The organism is Stenotrophomonas sp. YJH_SMC_122, assembly GCF_059369535.1.
In genome coordinates this window covers 13,080-31,854 of record NZ_JCAFST010000004.1, presented here as the reverse complement: position 1 = coordinate 31,854, position 18,775 = coordinate 13,080, and the positions used below count along the sequence as shown (strand labels likewise).

7 protein-coding genes are annotated in these 18,775 nt (G+C 63.8%); 5 read left to right on the top strand and 2 right to left on the bottom strand.

The genetic code is table 11. The features are described 5' to 3' along the window. The first annotated feature begins 102 nt into the window (after positions 1 to 102). Together AC5P66_RS06960 and AC5P66_RS06955 are read left to right on the top strand one after the other, a co-directional pair. Complete coding sequence (locus AC5P66_RS06960; RefSeq protein ID WP_049436234.1) at positions 103 to 2,892, top strand: TonB-dependent receptor plug domain-containing protein; 2,790 nt, start codon at positions 103 to 105, stop codon at positions 2,890 to 2,892. Positions 2,893 to 3,308: 416 nt separating this feature from the next. Further along, a complete protein-coding gene (locus AC5P66_RS06955; protein WP_049459580.1) occupies positions 3,309 to 6,116 on the top strand; it encodes a TonB-dependent receptor domain-containing protein in 2,808 nt (935 codons plus the stop codon). Positions 6,117 to 6,233: 117 nt separating this feature from the next. On the opposite strand, the gene AC5P66_RS06950 is transcribed toward AC5P66_RS06955, so the two are convergent. Then, complete coding sequence (locus tag AC5P66_RS06950; protein WP_099496209.1) at positions 6,234 to 9,350, bottom strand: TonB-dependent receptor domain-containing protein; 3,117 nt, start codon at positions 9,348 to 9,350, stop codon at positions 6,234 to 6,236. 560 nt (positions 9,351 to 9,910) lie between these two features. Between AC5P66_RS06950 and AC5P66_RS06945 the strand changes: the two genes are divergently transcribed. Together AC5P66_RS06945 and AC5P66_RS06940 are read left to right on the top strand one after the other, a co-directional pair. After that, on the top strand, positions 9,911 to 12,013 hold the full coding sequence (locus AC5P66_RS06945) for a M13 family metallopeptidase (RefSeq protein WP_099496214.1): 2,103 nt from the start codon (positions 9,911 to 9,913) through the stop codon (positions 12,011 to 12,013). Positions 12,014 to 12,229: 216 nt separating this feature from the next. After that, positions 12,230 to 14,239 (top strand): M13 family metallopeptidase, encoded by a 2,010-nt coding sequence (locus tag AC5P66_RS06940; RefSeq protein WP_049417116.1) that lies wholly within the window; start codon positions 12,230 to 12,232, stop codon positions 14,237 to 14,239. Positions 14,240 to 14,370: 131 nt separating this feature from the next. On the opposite strand, the gene AC5P66_RS06935 is transcribed toward AC5P66_RS06940, so the two are convergent. Then, on the bottom strand, positions 14,371 to 17,400 hold the full coding sequence (locus tag AC5P66_RS06935; RefSeq protein WP_495216148.1) for a TonB-dependent receptor: 3,030 nt from the start codon (positions 17,398 to 17,400) through the stop codon (positions 14,371 to 14,373). Between the two features lie 842 nt (positions 17,401 to 18,242). Here AC5P66_RS06935 and AC5P66_RS06930 point away from each other — a divergent pair. Beyond that, positions 18,243 to 18,737: a VOC family protein gene (locus tag AC5P66_RS06930; RefSeq protein WP_099496207.1), complete on the top strand. Its 495-nt coding sequence runs from the start codon at positions 18,243 to 18,245 to the stop codon at positions 18,735 to 18,737. The last annotated feature ends 38 nt before the right edge of the window (positions 18,738 to 18,775 follow it).

The window sequence follows — 18,775 nt, the reverse complement described above, 5'->3', positions numbered from 1 at the left end:
CGTTCGATCAGCACTGTTTTGAGCTGCGGAGCCCGCTGTTCCGGCCCGCGCGATGGCGCATGCGCAGTGCCGTTTTTGTTTTTTGCTCTCCATTGGAACTACATGAAACACGTCAGCAATACCGCACGTCGCAACACGCTCGCCGTCGCCCTGATTTCCGCTCTGATGGCCGCCGCCCCGGCAATGGCCCAGGACAAGGCGACCAACCTGGACAAGATCACCGTCACCGGTTCGCTGATCCCGCAGACCCAGGTCGAAACCCAGACCCCGGTGATGTCCATCACCGCCGAAGACATCCAGACCCGCGGCTTCAGCAGTGTTGCTGAAGTGCTGCAGCAGTCATCGCTGACCACCGGCGGCCTGCAGGGTGGCCAGACCTCGGGTGCGTTCACCCAGGGCGCCGAAGCCGCCGGCATGTTCGGCCTGAATCCGGGCTACACCAAGTACCTGATCAACGGCCGCCCGATGCTCTCGTATCCGGCGCTGTACAACGGCAGCGAGTCGTTCAACAACATCAGCGGCATTCCGATCGACATCGTCGAGCGCATCGAAGTCCTGCCGGGCGGCCAGTCGTCGCTGTACGGCTCGGACGCGATCGCCGGCGTGGTCAACATCATCCTGAAGGAACGCATGGACGGCGGCACGATGTCGATCCGTGGCGGTACCTACACCGAAGGTGGTGGCAGCAACATCCGCTTCAGCGCCGCCAAGGGCTTCAACGCGTTCGACGACCGCTTCCACGCGCTGGTCAACGTGCAGATCGAGAACGGCAGCCCGATCTGGGGCTACCAGCGTGACATCACCAAGCAGAACAACCCGGTCGGTTACACCGCGCAGCTGCCGTCGAACGACTTTGCCGTCATCGGCAACGCCGACAACAAGCTGTACATGATGGACCCGACCCGCTGCGCCAACGTGGCAGGCCTGTACGACGGCACCACCACCGTCGGCAAGCGTGCATCGGGCGAATCCTGCGGCTCGGTGTACAGCGCCGGCTACAAGACCCTGAAGAACGGCAAGAACAGCGGCCAGTTCTACTCGTCGATGACCTTCGACGTGAACGACAACTTCCAGCTGTTCGCCGACGTGCTGTACAGCAAGGAAAAGACCGAGTTCACCTCCGGCTCCAGCGCCCTGTGGTGGGGTACCAAGTCGGTGATGGGCGGCTTCTACGACCAGGGCCTGGGCAAGGTCGTGAACCTGCAGCGCGCCTTCGCGCCGGAAGAAATCGGCCCGGGCCACTACAACAACATCCTGAACTCCGATGAGAGCCGTTCCTACCAGGTCACCCTGGGCGGCAAGGGCATGGTCGGCGACTGGGACTACAGCGCCAGCTTCACCCGCGGCGAATACCGCCTGGACCAGAACCGCTTCGCGCGCTGGAAGGACAAGATCGAAGGCTTCTTCGGCGACACCGTGCTGGGCCCGCGCCTGGGCACCACTGCTGATGGCTTCGGCATCTACAACCCGAACTACACCGCCTTCTACTCGCCGATCACGCCGGACCAGTTCGCCAGCTTCACCGGCTATGGCACCCACCGCAGCAAGACCTGGCAGAACCTGGGTCGCGTGCAGGTGACCAACGGCTCGCTGTTCTCCCTGCCGGGCGGCGACGCCGGCCTAGCCGTCGTGCTGGAAGGTGGCAGCGAGGGCTGGGACTACTCGCCCGACCAGGCCTTCGTCGATGGCAACGCGTGGGGCGCCAGCGCCGTGGCCGGTGCCGGCCACCGCAGCAACTACGCGGTGACCAGCGAACTGCGCATGCCGGTGTTCGAGTCGCTGACCGTCAGCGCCTCGGGCCGCTATGACGCCTTCAAGATCGCCGACAAGACCGTCGACAAGGCCACCTACAGCATCGGCCTGGAATACCGTCCGGTGGAAAGCCTGCTGCTGCGCGGCAAGTACGGCACCGCGTTCCGCGCGCCGACCCTGTCCGATGCCTTCCAGGGCATGAGCGGCTCGTTCGCCTCCGGCCAGAACGACTACTACCGCTGCAGCCAGATGGGTTACGCGCTGCGTGACGAAGCCTGCTCGTTCTACAAGACCACCTCGGTGTACAGCGAAAAGTCCGGCAACCCGGACCTGAAGCCGATCACCGCCGACGTGTGGAGCGCAGGCGTGGTGTGGGCCCCGGTGAGCAACTTCTCGCTGTCGGTCGACTACTACAACTGGAAGATCAAGAACGAGGTCAAGACCCTGAGCACCGACCAGCTGCTGCTGGCCGAGTACCAGTGCCACAACGGCCTGCCGAACAACACCTCGGCCAGCTGCCAGAACGTGACCGACTGGGTGACCCGCGACGCCGGTGGCAACCTGACCCGCGTTTACACTCCGAAGCTCAACGTGGCCAGCCAGAACCTGGAAGCGGTGACCGTCGGTGCCAAGTACCAGCAGGACCTGGGCCGCTTCGGCTCGCTGATGTTCTCCGGCAACTACACCAACATGCTGAAGCGTGAAGTGGTGGCCCTGCCGGGTGCGCAGAAGCTGGACCTGCTGAGCGATCCGTACAACATGTGGTACTACGACAACTTCGCCAAGGTACGCGGCGACGTGTCGGTGGGCTGGGCCATCTCCAAGTTCACCACCACCGTGTACGCCAACTACGTCGGCAGCACCCCGAACTACCTGGCCTACACCGGCCGCAGCTATGACTACGTCCACGCCTCCGGCGCCAAGGCCGGCAAGTGGGGCTCGTACACCACGTACAACATGAGCCTGAACTACCAGGCACAGGACGATCTGACCCTGTCGCTGATGGTCAACAACGTGTTCAACAAGCTGCCGGAAGGCCAGCGCTACAACTACCCGGGCAACGAATCGACCCCGTTCAACGACGGCTTCTACAGCGTCTACGGCCGTCAGATCTCGGCCCAGGTCAAGTACGACTTCTGATCCCGTCGTATTCCGGACGCCGTGTCTGGACCAGGCCCCGCTTCGGCGGGGCCTTTTTTTTGGGCACCACTGCGCCCCGCCCCTGTCCGGCCTATAGCAGAAAGTGTGATCCACAACGCACAAACGTCCGGGTTACCGGGAACGCTGATCCGGGACAACGCATTGATCTACAAGGCATATCGGTCATGCTGACATGCTCCCTTGCACGTCGCCATCTTTTGAAACATGCCAAAACAAATCGCCTTATTCATTGATTCTGAAGCGTTTTTTCATCTCCCAACGGCACCTTGATGTGACAGGCCCGTGTTGGCAGCGTTAACGACGTGTTACGGTCGACCTGAATGGAGTCACACTGAACGAATTGTTAATGCGCAGGGAATGCGCCGCCAAGACATTGCTCACTACGGGGATCCACCATGTCTCGCCAACGTTCCACGCTCTCGCGCCACCCTCTGACCCTCGCCCTGCTCGGCACCCTCCTGGCCTCCGGCACCGCCCTGGCCCAGGACGGCAATGCGCCGACCCAGCTTGATCGTGTGACCGTCACCGGGTCGCTGATTCCGCAGACCGAGATCGAGAACCACACGCCCGTCCTGACCGTCACCGCCGAGGATATCCAGACCCGCGGTTTCACCAGCGTCGCCGATGTCCTGCAGCAGTCCTCGCTGTCCACGGGCGGCCTGCAGGGTGGCCAGACCTCCGCATCCTTCACCCAGGGCGCCGAAGCGGCGGGCATGTTCGGCCTCAGCCCGGGCTATACCAAGTACCTGATCAACGGCCGCCCGATGCTCTCGTATCCGGCGCTGTACAACGGCGGCGATACCTTCAACAACATCAGCGGCATCCCGATCGACATCGTCGAGCGCATCGAGATCCTGCCGGGTGGCCAGTCGTCGCTGTACGGCTCGGACGCGATCGCCGGCGTGGTCAACATCATCCTCAAGGAGCGCATGGATGGCGGCGTGCTCAACGTGCGCGGCGGTGCCTACAGCGAAGGTGGCGGCAACAGCTTCCGCTTCAGCGGCGCACGCGGTTTCAACTCCAAGGATGACCGCTTCAATGCACTGGTCAACGTGCAGTATGAGAAGACCAGCCCGATCTGGGGTTACCAGCGCGACCTGACCAAGGTCAACAACCCCGACGGTTACAGCCCGCAGTACGTCTCCAACGATTTCCTGGTGCTGCTGCCGGCCGCCAACAACCGCTACGCGATGATGGACCCGAACCGGTGCGCCAACGTGGCGGGCCAGTTCGACGGCACCACCGTGCTCGGTACCCGCCCGACCGGCCAGGCCTGCGGCTCGGTCTACGGCACCGGTTACAAGACCATCAAGAACGGCAAGGAAAGCGGGCAGATCTACAGCTCGGCCACCTTCGACGTGAACGACAATTTCCAGCTGTTCGGCGACGCGCTGTACAGCCTGGAGGAGGTCAAGTACGCCACCGGTTCCGGTTACACCTGGTGGGGCACCTCCTCGGGCTGGGGCCGCTTCTACGACCAGGCCAGCGGCCAGTACATGAACCTGCAGCGCGTGTTCGCGCCGGAGGACATCGGCGGCGGCGGTTACCGCGACATCATGAACACCGACCGCAACAAGGCCTACCAGGTCACCCTCGGCGGCCGCGGCACCGCAGGCAACTGGGACTACAGCCTCAGCTTCACCCGTGGCGAGTACAAGCTGACCGAGCGCAATTTCGTGCGCTGGAACGACCCGATCAACGACTACTTCGAGCAGCGCGTGCTGGGCCCGGTGCTGGGTACCACCAGCACCGGCTACAACATCTACAGCCCGAACTGGGAAGCGTTCTACGCACCGCTGCCCGCCGGTGACTTCCAGAGCTTCACCGGCTACAGCTACAGCGAAAGCCGCACCTGGCAGAACCTGGCCCGCGCCCAGGTCACCAATGGCTCGCTGTTCAAGCTGCCGGGTGGCGATGCCGGCTTCGCCGTGGTTCTGGAAGGCGGCAGTGAAGGCTGGGATTACACGCCCGACCCGGGCCTGATGGACGGCAGCGTGTGGGGGACCACTGCCGTATCCGGTGCCGGCCATCGCAGCAACTACGCGGTGACCACCGAACTGCGCATGCCGCTGCTGGAAACGCTGACCGTCACCGGCTCCGGCCGCTATGACGCCTTCAAGATCGGCAGCAACACCGTGGACAAGGCCACCTACAGCGTCGGCATCGAGTTCCGCCCGATCGAAAGCCTGTTGTTCCGTGGCAAGTACGGCACGGCGTTCCGCGCACCGACCCTGTCCGATGCCTTCCAGGGTCGCAGCGGTTACTACGCCAACGGCTCCACCGACTACTACCGCTGCGGCCAGCTGGGCTACGACCCGGCCAACACCACCGGCTGCCCGTACGACAGCGTCTCGGTGTTCGGCACCCGCTCGGGCAACCCCGACCTGGAGCCGATCACCGCCGACGTCTGGAATGCAGGCGTCGTGTGGGCACCGATCAACAACCTGTCGCTGTCGGTCGACTACTACAACTGGAAGATCAAGAACGAGGTCGATACGCTCAGCTCCGACCAGCTGCTGCTGGCCGAGTACTACTGCCGCAACGGCCAGTCCAACAACACTTCGGCCAGCTGCCAGAACGTCGATGACTGGATCACCCGTGATGCATCGGGCGTGCTCGACGAGATCTACACGCCGAAGATGAATGTCGCCCGCCAGAACCTGGAAGCACTGACCGCCAGCTTCAAGTACGTGCAGGACATCGGCCGCTTCGGTTCGCTGCAGTTCTCGGCCAACTACACCGACATGCTCAAGCGCAAGCTGCAGCCGCAGCCGGGTGACGAGTTCCTGGACCTGCTGCACGACCCGTATGCGATGTGGGTGTATGACTCGTACGCCAAGGTACGCGCGGACGGTTCGATCGGCTGGGCCAAGGACAACTGGACCACCACCCTGTATGCCAACTACATCGGCAAGACGCCGAATTACATGGCTTACGTGGGCAACGGCTATGACTACGTCCACAGCTCCGGCTACAAGGCAGGCAAGTGGGGTTCCTACACGACCTACAACCTGAGCGTGAACTACCGCGCGATGGAGAACCTGACCCTGTCGCTGATGGTCAACAACGTGTTCAACAAGATGCCGGACAACCAGCGCTACAGCTTCGCCGGCACCAGCGGCCAGCCGTACAACAACTACCTGTACAACGCCTACGGGCGCGCGATCTACGTGCAGGCCAAGTACGCGTTCGGCGTGAAGTAATCCCGCAACCGCAGCAACGGAAAAGCCCCGCCATGGCGGGGCTTTTTCGTGTCCGGCCTGAGCGGATGGAAGAACAGGCCCTGGTGGAACAGGGCCTGCCCTCGTCCGGCCCGCCGCTCAGCGGAAGCTGTAGCGGAGGCTGGCCATGTAGCGGCGACCCAGCGCGTCCAGTACGTACGGGAACGGGCCGATGTCGTCGGACAGGTTCAGCACCGACAGGTTCAGGCGCGCATTGTCGGTCAGGTGGTAGCTGACATTGGCATCCCAGGTCGTCCAGCTGTCGCGCTTGAAGTACTGCCGGCTTTCCGGGGTTGCGGTCAGGCTGAACTGCGAGCCGCTCGTGTAGTTGGACGTCACGCCATAGCTCCACTTGCCGATGGCATGCTGCGCCGTCCAGCGGAACTGGCGCTTGGGCTCTTCGAACGTACCCACGCGCTCCACGAACGGCACATCCGCATTGGCGGCCTGGCCACGGTTCTTCGGCATGTAGCCGTAGAAGCCCAGTGCCACCTGGCCGAACCGGCCCATGTCCCAGTTGTAGTCCACCTCGGCCGTCCAGCCGCGGAACATCAGCACCGGGCCATTGCCGTATTCGGTGCGGATATCGGTGGCCGCACCCGTCAACGGATTGCGCGTGACCAGGCTGCAGAAGCGGTTGGCGTTGGGCACGTTGGACGCATTGAAATCCGGGTTGTCGAAGCAGCCAGTGATGATGTCGGTCGGGCTCAGGCTGGTGATCACATCGGTGATCTTGATGTCATACCAGTCGGCGGCGACGCGCAGGCCCTTCGCCCAGTCCGGTGCGAACACGATGCCCGCTGTCCAGGATTTGGCCTTCTCGTTCTTCAGGCCGGTATAGCCGTTGACCGAGCCGAGGGTGTTGGTCGGCGACGCCTGGAAGGTCGCCGGGTCCGCACCCGGGTAGGCCTGGAAGAAGGCCTCGCAGTTGCGGCGGCGAATCGCGGGATTGGTGCCGCCGTTGATGGCCGACACCGAGCAGACTTCCGGGATGTTGTAGTACGCCGGCTGCAGCGAGGTATAGAGCTCGGCAATCGACGGGGCACGCAGCGACTGGGTCTTGCTGCCACGCAGCTGGATTCCCGCGAACGGCTCGTACTGGATGCCATAGGTGTACGCGTTGAAGCCACCAGCCACCGAGTTGACCACGCGGCGGCCCTTCAGGGTCACGTCCAGGCGATGCAGGCCAGGCAGATCCCAGTCGGGGTTGAACAGCGGTGCCAGGAACTCGGCGAAGATTTCATTGGTGTGATAGTCGCCCTTGGCGCCCTGGATCGGCACCGAACGGCCCTGCCCCAGCCGCTGGTACTCGCTCGGGGTGAACGAGCCTTCTTCGCGCCGATGTTCCACGCCTGCGGCGAAGGAGAACTCGCCGCCCGGCAGGTCGAACAGGCCACCGGTCACCGACGCGTTGAACACGGTCTGGCGCGTCCGCGCCTTGGCCAGGGTCGGCGTCGATACATAGGCCAGTGCTTCAGGCGATGCCTGGTTCTCGCCAAACAGATTCAGCGGACGGCAGTTGGGATCCGCAGTGGTGCCGCGGGCGGATGCATCACAGACGATGTTGCCGCTGGCATCGCGCTTCACGTTGAGTGCATTGATGAAGTTCTGCTGGATCAGGCCGGTGCCCTTGTAGTCGAAGTCGCCTCGACCGTGGGTCAGACTGGTTTCCCAGTTGAAGCGGCGCTCGCCGATATCGAAGAAGCCGTCCAGGCCGAGCACGATACGGCTCAGGCGCGTATCGGTACTGGCGTTGTTCATGCTCAGGTCACGCGAAGAGCGCGACAGGCGGAACGAGGTGATGCCATTCTCGGCCAGGATGCGACGGGACTCCGCGCTGAGGAACGGATTGTTCGCACTGAACAGCATCGCGCCGCTCTGGTCGCCACTGCCATCGGGGTTTGCGGCGCCGAAGCCGGCAGCGTTGTAGACGTTCTGGTCCAGTGTCTCGCGCGCGGTGGCGCTGTAGTGCGACAGTTCGAAGAAGCCACGCACGTTGTCGTTGAAGTCGAAGCTGCCGGTCGAATAGACCGTACGGCGTTCGAGGTCGGCGATCAGTGGGACGGTCTCGTTGAGGTTGAGGCCATCGCCACCGGACGCGTTGCCGCTGGGATAGGAGATGCCCGGATCGTAGGCAACCAGATCGCCCTTGTCGTTGAAGTGCCAGAGCTTGTTGTTCGGGCCAAAGCCGTTCAGTTCACCCGTGGCATTGCGCTGGTAGCTGCGCCGCACCTGGATGTCCGACGGCATGATCAGGCCACCGAAGGTCATGCTGGAGATACGCCGGTTGCGGATCCAGACCTGGTCGGCGATGCCGTCGGCCGGCCCGGTGTTGAACGGGATGCTGGGGTCGATGCGACCGTCGTTGCCCGGCGTGCGCCACGGCTGGAAGCGCGCCACGTTGGCTGCCGTCGGATTGGTCTGCAGGCTGTAGCCGTTGCGGTAGAAGTCGCGCTGGAGCGCGTTCACGCCTTCGCTGTTGTCCAGTTCGGCAGCAATGGTGAAGTGGCCACGTCCGTCGGCGAAACCGCTGCCGAAGATGGCAGACCAGGAGTAGCGGTCGTTGTCGTTCTTGGTGGTCCTGCCAAAACCCAGCTCGACCTCGGCGCCCTCGAACTTGTCACGCAGGATGATGTTGTTCACGCCTGAGATGGCGTCGGAACCATACGTGGGCGCACCACCGATGCTCAGGCTTTCCACGCGCTCGACCATCACGGTCGGAATCGCGTTCATGTCGACCTGGATGCCCGAGCCGCCGCCGGCGCCGAACACGGTTGGCGGGGCCGAGGTCACGAAGCGGCGACCGTTGACCAGGGTCAGCAGGCGGTTGCTGCCCAGGCCGAAGCGACTGGCGAAGTTCACGCCCGCGCCGAAGCCGGCCTGGTCACCGCGTGAGGACACGCCGGCGGACACACCGGGAATCTTGGTCAACGCATCGATCAGGTTGGTGTGTCCGTACGCATCGATATCCTGGCGGGACACCACAGCGGCTGGTTCCAGGGTGTCATAGCCGGCACGGTAGATGTGCGAGCCCGTTACCGTGATGCGGTCCAGCTGGGTGGCCGCGGCTTCATTGGAAGCCTTCTTCGCGCTCTCAGCGGTTTCCTTTGCAGTTTCTCCCTCCTGCGCGAAGGCAGGCAGGGCGACGGCAAGCAGAATGGCCGAGGAGAGCGCGAGGCTCAACGGATTACGGGGTAGTGGGCGAGTCTTCTGCATGTCTCTCTCTCTGAAAAAGTGAGGGCACAAAAAGCTCTGCATCGGCAAAGCAGAGGAAATGTAGTCAGCAACTGTTCACGTGCCGATAACGGAATTCATACACATAACGACACGAAACGGCAACATTCAGCAAAAGTTCAATTTGATATGACACGTAGGGAAATGAAGCATGAGCATGTGAATCTGCGCGGGCGCTGATTAAAATAATCGCTTCCAATCAAAGACTTGCGCCGACATCACGCCCCGCCTGTCGCGGCCATGGCGCTTGTGGACAGCGGCCTGGACACGTCGTGTCCCGCCAGGCGCGCAACACCTGCCTGCGTACAAACGCGAGTACGCGTTCATCATCAATTCACCCGCTGGACAGCACACGGGCGGCCTTCGCTCCGCGCTGCGGCGACGCCTGATGTGCCTTCCTGCAACGCCTCCTGGCGCGTGCACGCCCCTTGCGCAGGGACATGACCTTCGACACCCTTGCAGGTCTGGCCGGCGGCGTATCGTTCGGCCCACGGTCGCACCTGCGGCCACTCCCTGACTCACTCGGCCTGGAGGCCATTCAAGTGACCCGTACTCCCAAGATCGTGCTGCTGACCCTGGCCGTTTCGGCCGCGCTGGTTGGCTGCGGCAAGACTGAAACCCCGGCCAAGGATGCCGCCGCCTCCGCCCCGGCCACCGCCGAAGCCACGACCTATAAGCTGGACGACAGCAAGCTGCCCGCCTACAACGCCTTCCAGCCGAGCGACCTGGACACCACCAAGGACGCCTGCACCGCCTTCGGCGACTACGTCAACAGCAAGTGGCTGGCCGCCAACGAAATCCCGGGCGACCGCACCAGCTGGGGCGCGTTCACCATCCTCGACGAGCGTTCGGTGGCCGTGCAGCACCAGCTGGCCGAACAGGTTGCGCAGGTCAAGAATCCGAACCACATCGAGAAGATCGTCGGCGACCTGTGGGCCACCGGCATGGACGAAGCCAAGATCAACGCGCAGGGCATCGAGCCGCTGAAGCCCGACCTGGCGGCCATCGACGGCCTGCAGGACAAGGCGGCGATCGCCAACTACCTGCGCAGCAGCGCCGCCAAGGGTGACAACGTCCTGTTCGGCTTCGGTGCCGAAGCCGACTTCAAGAACTCGGCCATGAACATGGCCTACGCCAGCCAGGGCGGCCTGGGCCTGCCGGATACCACCTATTACACCGATGCCAAGAACGCCGACAAGCTGAAGGCCTACCAGGCGCACGTCGCCAAGGTGCTGGAGCTGTCCGGCGTCGCCGCGGCCGACGCGGCCAAGCAGGCCGAAGACGTGGTCAAGTTCGAAACCCGCCTGGCCAAGGCCTCCAAGTCGCGCGTCGAGCTGTCGCGCAACGTCGAGCTGTACTACAACCCGGTCACCCTGGCCGACGCCGACAAGCTGACTCCGAACTTCAGCTGGACCGAGTTCTTCAAGTCGCAGGGCGTGGCCGCGCCGGAGAAGTTCTCGCTGGCCATGCCGGCCTTCCATGAAGAAGTGAGCAAGGCGCTGGGCGATACCGACCCGTCGGTGTGGCGCGCCTACCTGCGCTTCCACACCGTGGACAGCGCCTCGCCGTACCTGGCTGACGCCTTCGTGCAGGAGAACTACGAGTTCTACGGCAAGACCCTCAACGGCCAGAAGGAACAGAAGCCGCGCTGGAAGCGCGTGCTGGGCACCATCGAGAACGATGCCGGTGAAGCCTTCGGCCAGCTGTACGTGAAGGTCGCCTTCTCGCCGGAAGCCAAGGCGAAGATGGAAGAACTGGTGAAGAACCTGGCCGCCGCGCTGAAAGACCGCATCCAGGGCCTGAGCTGGATGAGCGAGGAAACCAAGGCCAAGGCCATCGCCAAGTGGGAGACCTTCACCCCGAAGATCGGTTACCCGGACAAGTGGCGCGACTGGTCGGGCCTGCAGACCCAGCGCGACAGCTTCCTGGGCAACGTGCGCGCGGCCAACGAGTTCAACTACAAGTTCAACCTGTCCAAGATCGGCAAGCCGGTGGACAAGACCGAGTGGGGCATGACCCCGCAGACCGTCAACGCCTACTACAACCCGCTGCAGAACGAGATCGTGTTCCCGGCCGCCATCCTGCAGCCGCCGTTCTTCGATCCGAAGGCCGACGACGCGCTGAACTACGGCGGCATCGGTGCGGTGATCGGCCATGAAATGACCCACGGTTACGACGACCAGGGTGCACGCTTCGGGCCGACCGGCAACATGGAAGACTGGTGGACCCCGGCCGACAAGAAGAACTTCGAAGGCCTCACCGGCAAGCTGGTCAAGCAGTTCGACCAGTACAAGGTCGACGGCCAGGCGGTGAACGGCCACCTGACCCTGGGCGAGAACATCGCCGACCTGGGTGGCCTGGCCACCGCCTACGACGCGCTGCAGAAGGCCACCGCCGGCAAGGAAGATGCGAAGGTCGATGGCTTCACCCGCGACCAGCGCTTCTTCTTCAACTGGGCCACGGTGTGGCGTACCAAGTACACCCCGGAAAACGCCAAGGTCCGCCTGGCCACCGACCCGCACGCCCCGGCGCAGTTCCGCGCCATGGGTGCGCCGTCGAACCTGCCGACCTTCGCCGCCGCGTTCCAGTGCAAGGCCGGTTCGCCGATGGCCCGCACCGGCGAGCAGCAGGTGGTGATCTGGTAAGTCGCGGCTGACGTTGCGGCGTACCTGCAAGGGCCCGGGAATTCCCGGGCCTTTGTTTTTCACAGCGCCCGTCATCCACGCATGGCCCACGCCGTTGGTAGACGCCGACCTTGGTCGGCGCACGGCTTGGCGGAGCCACCGTGATGCGTGCATGCCGCGCCCATGCCCGGCTTGCTATAGTGCGCGCGCCCTCAATCCATCACGGATTCGTTCCACATGCCCAACTTCCGTCCGCTTGCTATCGCCCTGGGCATCAGCCTGGCGACTCTGGTCCCGACCCACGATGCGTTTGCCGCCGCCAAGAAGAAGGCCGCACGCGCCCCGGCCGTCAGCGCCCAGTGCAGCGACTTCTACGACGCCACCAATGCAGGCTGGCTGAAGGCCAACCCGGTGCCGCAGACCGGTGCCACTACCGCGCTCGGCCAGCTGGTCGACCGCAGCCGCCAGCAGCAGCGCGACCTGCTCGACGCCGCGATGAAGTCGCCGCAGGGCAACGTGCAGAAGCTGCTGGGTGACTTCTGGGCCAGCGGCCTTGACGAAGCCGCCGTGGAAGCGGACGGTTCCAATCCAATCGCCCCGCTGCTGACCCGCATCAACGCCATCAAGAAGGCCAAGGATGTGCCGGCCTCGATCGCCGCGCTGCACCAGGTGGGCATCCCGGTCGCCTTCAACTTCGGCCCTGACGTCGACCTGAAGGCACTGGACCGCCACATCGGTTACTTCATGCAGGGCGGCATGGGCCTGCCGGATCCGGCGTTCTATACCCGCACCGACGCCGATACCGTGGCGCTGATGGGCCGCTACCGCAACTACGTCAAGCAGATCCTGGCGCTGACCGGCACCCCGGCGGCCAAGCTGGATGCCGAATCGCAGGCGGTGATCGCACTGGAGACCGAGCTGGCGCGCAACGCGCAGTCGCTGGCCGGCATCAACAACCCGTTCAACAACTACGCGCCGATCTCCACCAAGGAGCTCAACAGCCGCTACCGCAACCTGCAGCTGGACGCGTTCCTGAAGGCACAGGGCGTGGATGACGACCTGGTGTCGCTGGCCGATCCGGGCCTGTTCAAGCAGCTCGATGGCATGGTCACCAAGCTCAAGCCGGACCAGTGGAAAGCCTACCTGCGCTGGCGCGTGGGCGATTCGATGGCGCCGTACCTGTCCAAGGCCTACCGCGACGCCGAGTTCGAATTCCGCGGCCGCGTGCTGCGCGGCGAAACCCTGCCACCGCAGCGCTGGGAAAGCGTGCTCGATGCGATCAACGTGGCCGCCGGCCCGATGGTCGGCCGCGAATATGCCGCGCGCTACCTGTCGGCCGAAGATCGTCGCCAGGCGGCGTGGATCGTCGACAAGCTGCGCGAAGTACAGATCGAAGCGGTCAAGAACAACAGCTGGATGAGCGCCGAAGCCAAGGCTGAAGCGCAAGCCAAGCTGGCTGCGCTGAAGATCGAGATCGGCACGCCACTGCGCGACCTGGACTACAGCGTGCAGCCGATGGGGCGCGGCTCGTTTGGTGGCAACATGCTGATTGCTTCGACCTGGCGCCACCGCGAGGAAATGAAGCGCATCGGCAAGGGCAATGCCGACCGCCGCTGGGACGTGCTGCCGCAGCAGCCGTCGCTGGCCTACGACCTGGCGCAGAACCGCCTGATCGTCACCGCCGCGATCCTGCAGGGCCCGGTGTTCAACGCCAAGGCCGACACCGCCGACAAATTCGGCAGCTTCGGTGGCCTGGTCGGCCATGAGCTGACCCGTGCGATCGATGCCAAGGGCGCGCTGGTCGATGCCAAGGGCGAGCTGCGCAGCTGGTGGACCCCGGCCGACAAGACCGCCTGGACCCTGCTCGGCAATCGCGTGGCCGCGCAGTACAGCGCCTACGACTTCCCGGGCGTAAAGGGTGCCAAGGTCAACGGCACGCTCACCCAGGAAGAAAACCTGGCCGACATCGCCGGCCTGGAGCTGGCATGGGCGGCGTATGCCGCGCAGGAGCCCAAGGCCAAGCAGGCACAGCAGCAGGGCTTCTTCCGCGCCTGGTCGACGCTGTGGGCACAGCAGCTGTCGCCGAACGAGGCCGCGCGCCGCCTGACCGCCGACATCCGCGCACCGGGCCTGTGGCGCAGCAACGGCACGCTGGCCAACCTGCCGGCGTTCGGTGCCACCTTCAGTTGCAAGGCCGGGCAGCCGATGCAGCGCAGCGAAGCCGACCAGATCAAGGTCTGGCGCTGAGGTCTGATGGTTTGTTATTGATGAAAGGGCGCCTCCGGCGCCCTTTCTTTTGCGGAAACGGAGAGAAAAGGCCCTGACGGATCGGGGCCAAACCAACCTTTGCGGAGAGAGAGAACCGCTGTTCGCGCAGGTCAGAAGTCGTATGAGGCGCTCAGTCGCACTGTCCGCGGTGGTGTGAAGTAGCTGCCCATACCGTAGATGTTGGAGACCGTGTCCGGCCCGGTCTGGTACTTGGCAGTGGACTGCAGCTGGCGCCGCTGGTTGAGCACGTTGAAGATGTTCAGTCCCAATCCAAGCCGGTTGTCAGCAAACCCGGGGCGATACATCACGCCCATGTCCAGCTGCGCCGTCCACGGCTGCCGGCCCGCGTCGCCGGGACGCGAAGGCTTGCCATTGCAGTAGTGGTAGGCCGAGCCGTAGCCATTGAGTGGATCGGTCTGATCACTGCCGTAGTAGCCCAGACAGCTTTTCGGCATGCCTGACATCACCCGAACCGTGGCAGAGGCTGTCCATTCGTCATCGATCTGGTAGGCACCGAACGCCTTGAACTGGTGCCGGCGATCATTGGCGAGGTAGCCGCCGGCGTACTCCATCAACGCCGCCGCATCCCAGTCTTGGGTCTTGGACACATCGCTCTGGCCGATATCCGATCTCACCTGCCCTTCGGTGTTGCCGAAGCTACGCGACCAGGTATAGTCCAGGCGGCCGGACCAGCCGTCGGACATCGGACGTTCGATGAACAGATCCAGTGCCACGTACTGGCGCTTCGCCTTCTTGCCGTCGTAGCCCCAGTCTTTCGAACTCATGCTGACCGGTGTGTAGCCGGAGCCATCACGGTGCCGCAGCTGGAAGGTGTTGGTGGCACCCGGATTGAAGATCACGCAGCCGGGCAGATCGAAGGTGTCGGCATCCAGACCCATGCCCGCAAGTCTGTCGACGAAGCGGTCTGAATCGCAGGTATCGTCAATGGCCGACTGCAGCTTGCGGTAGGTGACCTTGGCACCGCTGTTCCAACGGCTGCCCAAAGTTTTCTCGAAGCCCAGGATCAGCTCGTCCTGGTACTGCGACTTCAGGTCGGTCGGCGCGACGGCCAGCGGATCGGGCGCCTGCCCGTACTCGCCATTGGCCGACACCGGACCCGGCCCCAGTGATGTGAGGCCGGTCGGGTTGCCGTTGGCGTCGATGCCGGTATAGGCGAAGTATTCGCGCGTGTAGGTCGATGCGGAGGCGCCGCGGATAGCCACGCTGTTGGGCAGCGCCAGGTAGTAGCGGCCCAGGTTGGCAAACAGCTTCAACGAAGCATCGCCGAATACATCCCAGCTGGCGCCCAGGCGTGGCGCCCACTGGTCGCCGCTCTCCACGTAGGCGCGGCCGTCGCTGTTGAAGTTGGTGAAGCGGTCGTTGCGAAGGCCAAGCGTCAGCAGCCAATCGGGTGTCAGCTGCCAGCGGTCTTCCAGGTAGTAGGCCCGCTGCTTCACCGACATGCTGGTGGTAGTGGAGAAAATGTACTTCTGCACGAAATAGCCCTCGCCCCCCGGCGGGGCGATGCCGAAGCCCGGGCTGGGCGATGCGCCCGGATTGCCACGCGAATAGATCCAGGCATGACCGGGGCCCGTCATGGACTGCCCTTCGTTGTTGGCCCGGTAGGTCATGTTGTCGACGCCAGCAATCAACTCGTGGTTGCCGATGCGGTATTGCAGGTCCATGCGCAGCCCGTGGGTCGTGCTGCCCGCATCAGGTGCCTTGCTGTAGAGATCGGGCTGGTCGTTGCGGATCGGCGTGCCGCCGTTCAACGAGGGATCCTGGTTGCCGGCACCACTGATATAGGGGGTGCCCGAGCCCAGCGGATTGAATTCGAGGTTGCTGGTACGCGCGCGCCCCCACACGGCACTGAAGGTCAATGCATCGTTGAGGTAACCGGTGTACTTGAAGATATCGACGTCGGTACTGGACTTGACCAGGTTGGGGAACGTACCGGTGCGATCCCGCTCGGACAGCGTCTTGTAGTCAAACTCCCGGTAGTAGCCAGCAGTACGATCTGTGTCCTGGAAGCGGGTGTACTCCAGCGTATTGCTGTCGTTGATGTTCCAATCGATTTTGCCGTAGAACTTCGGCGTGTCAACGCGGTAGTGGTTGCGCACCTGCTGCGCGGCGGCCTCGTTGGCTGTTGCAACGCCCTCGCGACGGTTCGATTCGGCAGCAAGGTGGATGAACAGCCTGTCTTCGATCAACGGGCCACTGACGTAACCGCTGTAGGTCGTCGTGGTTGCCTTGTCACCGCGCCGGTAGCGGTACAGCGTGCCCGGCTTGGACGGATTCTCGAAGGCATATCCTTCCGGAAGGGTCATGTCCGGGTAGTTCACCGATGCCGGAGACTCGGCCAGCCCGGCCGGCGACCAGGTGACCTGCGCACCGAACCGCCACGCGTTGGTGCCACGCTTGCCTACCTGATTGATGACACCGCCGGTGGAACGGCCATACGCCGCGCCGTAGCCGCCGGTGAAAGTTTCCTGCTGGTCGATGGAGCCGTACGGCAGGCTGATGCCGCCCAGATAGTTGAGCGGGTTGGTGACGTTGAAGCCGTTGAGGTAGTAAGCATTCTCGGTGACGCTGGCGCCGCCGAACGACAGCACCGAGCGCGAGCCATTGCTGAAGGAGCCACTTCCAGCGACCACGCCCGGCGCCAGCAGCGCGATGGATTCAGCGCTTCGCCCCAGCGGCAACACGTCCAGCTGCTCGGAGGTGATGACCGACTTAGAGACGGTGTGGGTCACATCGATCTTCGGCATGTGGGCGACCGTGACATTGACCGCATCAAGCGTGGTCGCCGGGCCTTGTGCGGCGAAGCTCACTTCGGTACCGCTGCCCACGCGCAGCCGCACATCATCGCGTTGTTCGATGATGCGCCCGTCGCGCTGCAGGCTGATGCTGTAGCGCCCCACCGGCAACGCACCGAAGCTGTAGCGCCCCTGGGCGTCGATGATGGCCGTGCGCTTGAGGCCACTGTCGCTCTGCGCAACGACGGTCGCGCCTTCGGAGCCGCTAGCATTGCCGTACAGCGTGCCGGTCGTGCTCTGCGCGGCAACGCTGCCAACGATGGAAAACAATATTGCCGAAAGTGCGCTGCGCTTGAGCACGCGATGTATGGATGCAACTGCCATGAATCCCTCTCCGTTGATGGAACTGCCGGGGAGTTATAGGCACGGGTCTGCCGCGCAAGGCAGTGCTGCAACCGGCGATGAATCGGGTGGAAGACGCCACGATGCAAGCCTCGGCGCAGCCCAGGGTTCAATCCATGCACTTGAAAAGCCTGGATATTCAGTGGATCAAGCAACGACAGGTACGGAGGCACGAAGCACGCCACGACAGACAACATACGTCACGCCACAGTGCTGACGCACAACATGCAGCGCCCAAAGCGACAGCATGTCGTTCCGATTCCGACACACCCGGCGCAGACATGTTCGCCTGCGTCACCCGTCACGCAGGCTGCAGCGTGCCCCGGTAATGCACGATGCACCTGACCAGCGGCGCGCCGATTTTCTACATCGAACACGAACTGCCCGTCCACGTCGTACTCGAAGCTGATGTCGCCAGGCAGCAGTGCGCGTGGCAGCGGAATGCCCCCGCAGCGGCCAGCGTCGTGGCATCAACTGCCGGCGCCCCACCCGCCACCGGCGCAAGGCCGACCGAGACCGCGCCGAAACGCTTGACCACCGGCGCGTCATCACCACCACGGCCCTTGGTCTGCAGGGTCGGGCCGCTCGGCCTGCAGCGCCGGCGCCAGAGTACGACAGGCCACCAACAGCTCCAGCTCCGGCAGGTCCGTCAGCAGGTGGATCAGCCGCCCACCAAGCACCCCGATCCATTTAGGATCAGGAGCTGCACGCTTCGTCCTTCGTGGTGCCAATGCCGGGAACTGCTTTCCCCTGCGCTGCAGCACGATGCCGCATTAACACCAGGCGTGCTATCGCTGCGCCTTCGTCCGCTGCGGAGCCCGACCATGGCCCACAAGAACACCATCTGCGTGTGGTACGACAAGGAAGCGCTCGAGGCCGCCACCTTCTATGCCAGCCTCCTGCCCGACAGCGCTGTGACTGCAGTCCATCACGCACCCGGCGACTACCCCGACGGCAAGGAAGGCAACGTACTGACGGTCGAATTCACGGTCTGCGGCATCCCCTGCGTCGGCCTCAACGGCGGCACCGCGTTCAAGCACAGCGAAGCCTTCTCCTTCCAGATCCAGACCGAGGACCAGGCCGAGACTGACCGCTTGTGGGACGCCATCGTCAGCAACGGCGGACAGGAGAGCCAGTGCGGTTGGTGCAAGGACCGATGGGGCGTTTCCTGGCAGATCAGCCCACGCCTGCTGATCGAAGCGGTGACCAGCCAGGACAAGGCACTGGCCAAGCGCGCCTTCAACGCGATGATGCCGATGAAGAAGATCGACATTGCCACCATCGAAGCGGCAATCAAAAAAGGGGACGGAGGGGATTAAGTCGTTATTCCCCATTGCCGAGGACCCCATGCGACTTG

Coding starts and splice junctions, on each gene's coding strand:
- AC5P66_RS06960 (WP_049436234.1), top strand. CDS start 103: ATGAAACACGTCAGCAATACCGCACGTCGCAACACGCTCGCCGTCGCC.
- AC5P66_RS06955 (WP_049459580.1), top strand. CDS start 3,309: ATGTCTCGCCAACGTTCCACGCTCTCGCGCCACCCTCTGACCCTCGCC.
- AC5P66_RS06950 (WP_099496209.1), bottom strand. CDS start 9,350: ATGCAGAAGACTCGCCCACTACCCCGTAATCCGTTGAGCCTCGCGCTC.
- AC5P66_RS06940 (WP_049417116.1), top strand. CDS start 12,230: ATGCCCAACTTCCGTCCGCTTGCTATCGCCCTGGGCATCAGCCTGGCG.
- AC5P66_RS06935 (WP_495216148.1), bottom strand. CDS start 17,400: ATGGCAGTTGCATCCATACATCGCGTGCTCAAGCGCAGCGCACTTTCG.
- AC5P66_RS06930 (WP_099496207.1), top strand. CDS start 18,243: ATGGCCCACAAGAACACCATCTGCGTGTGGTACGACAAGGAAGCGCTC.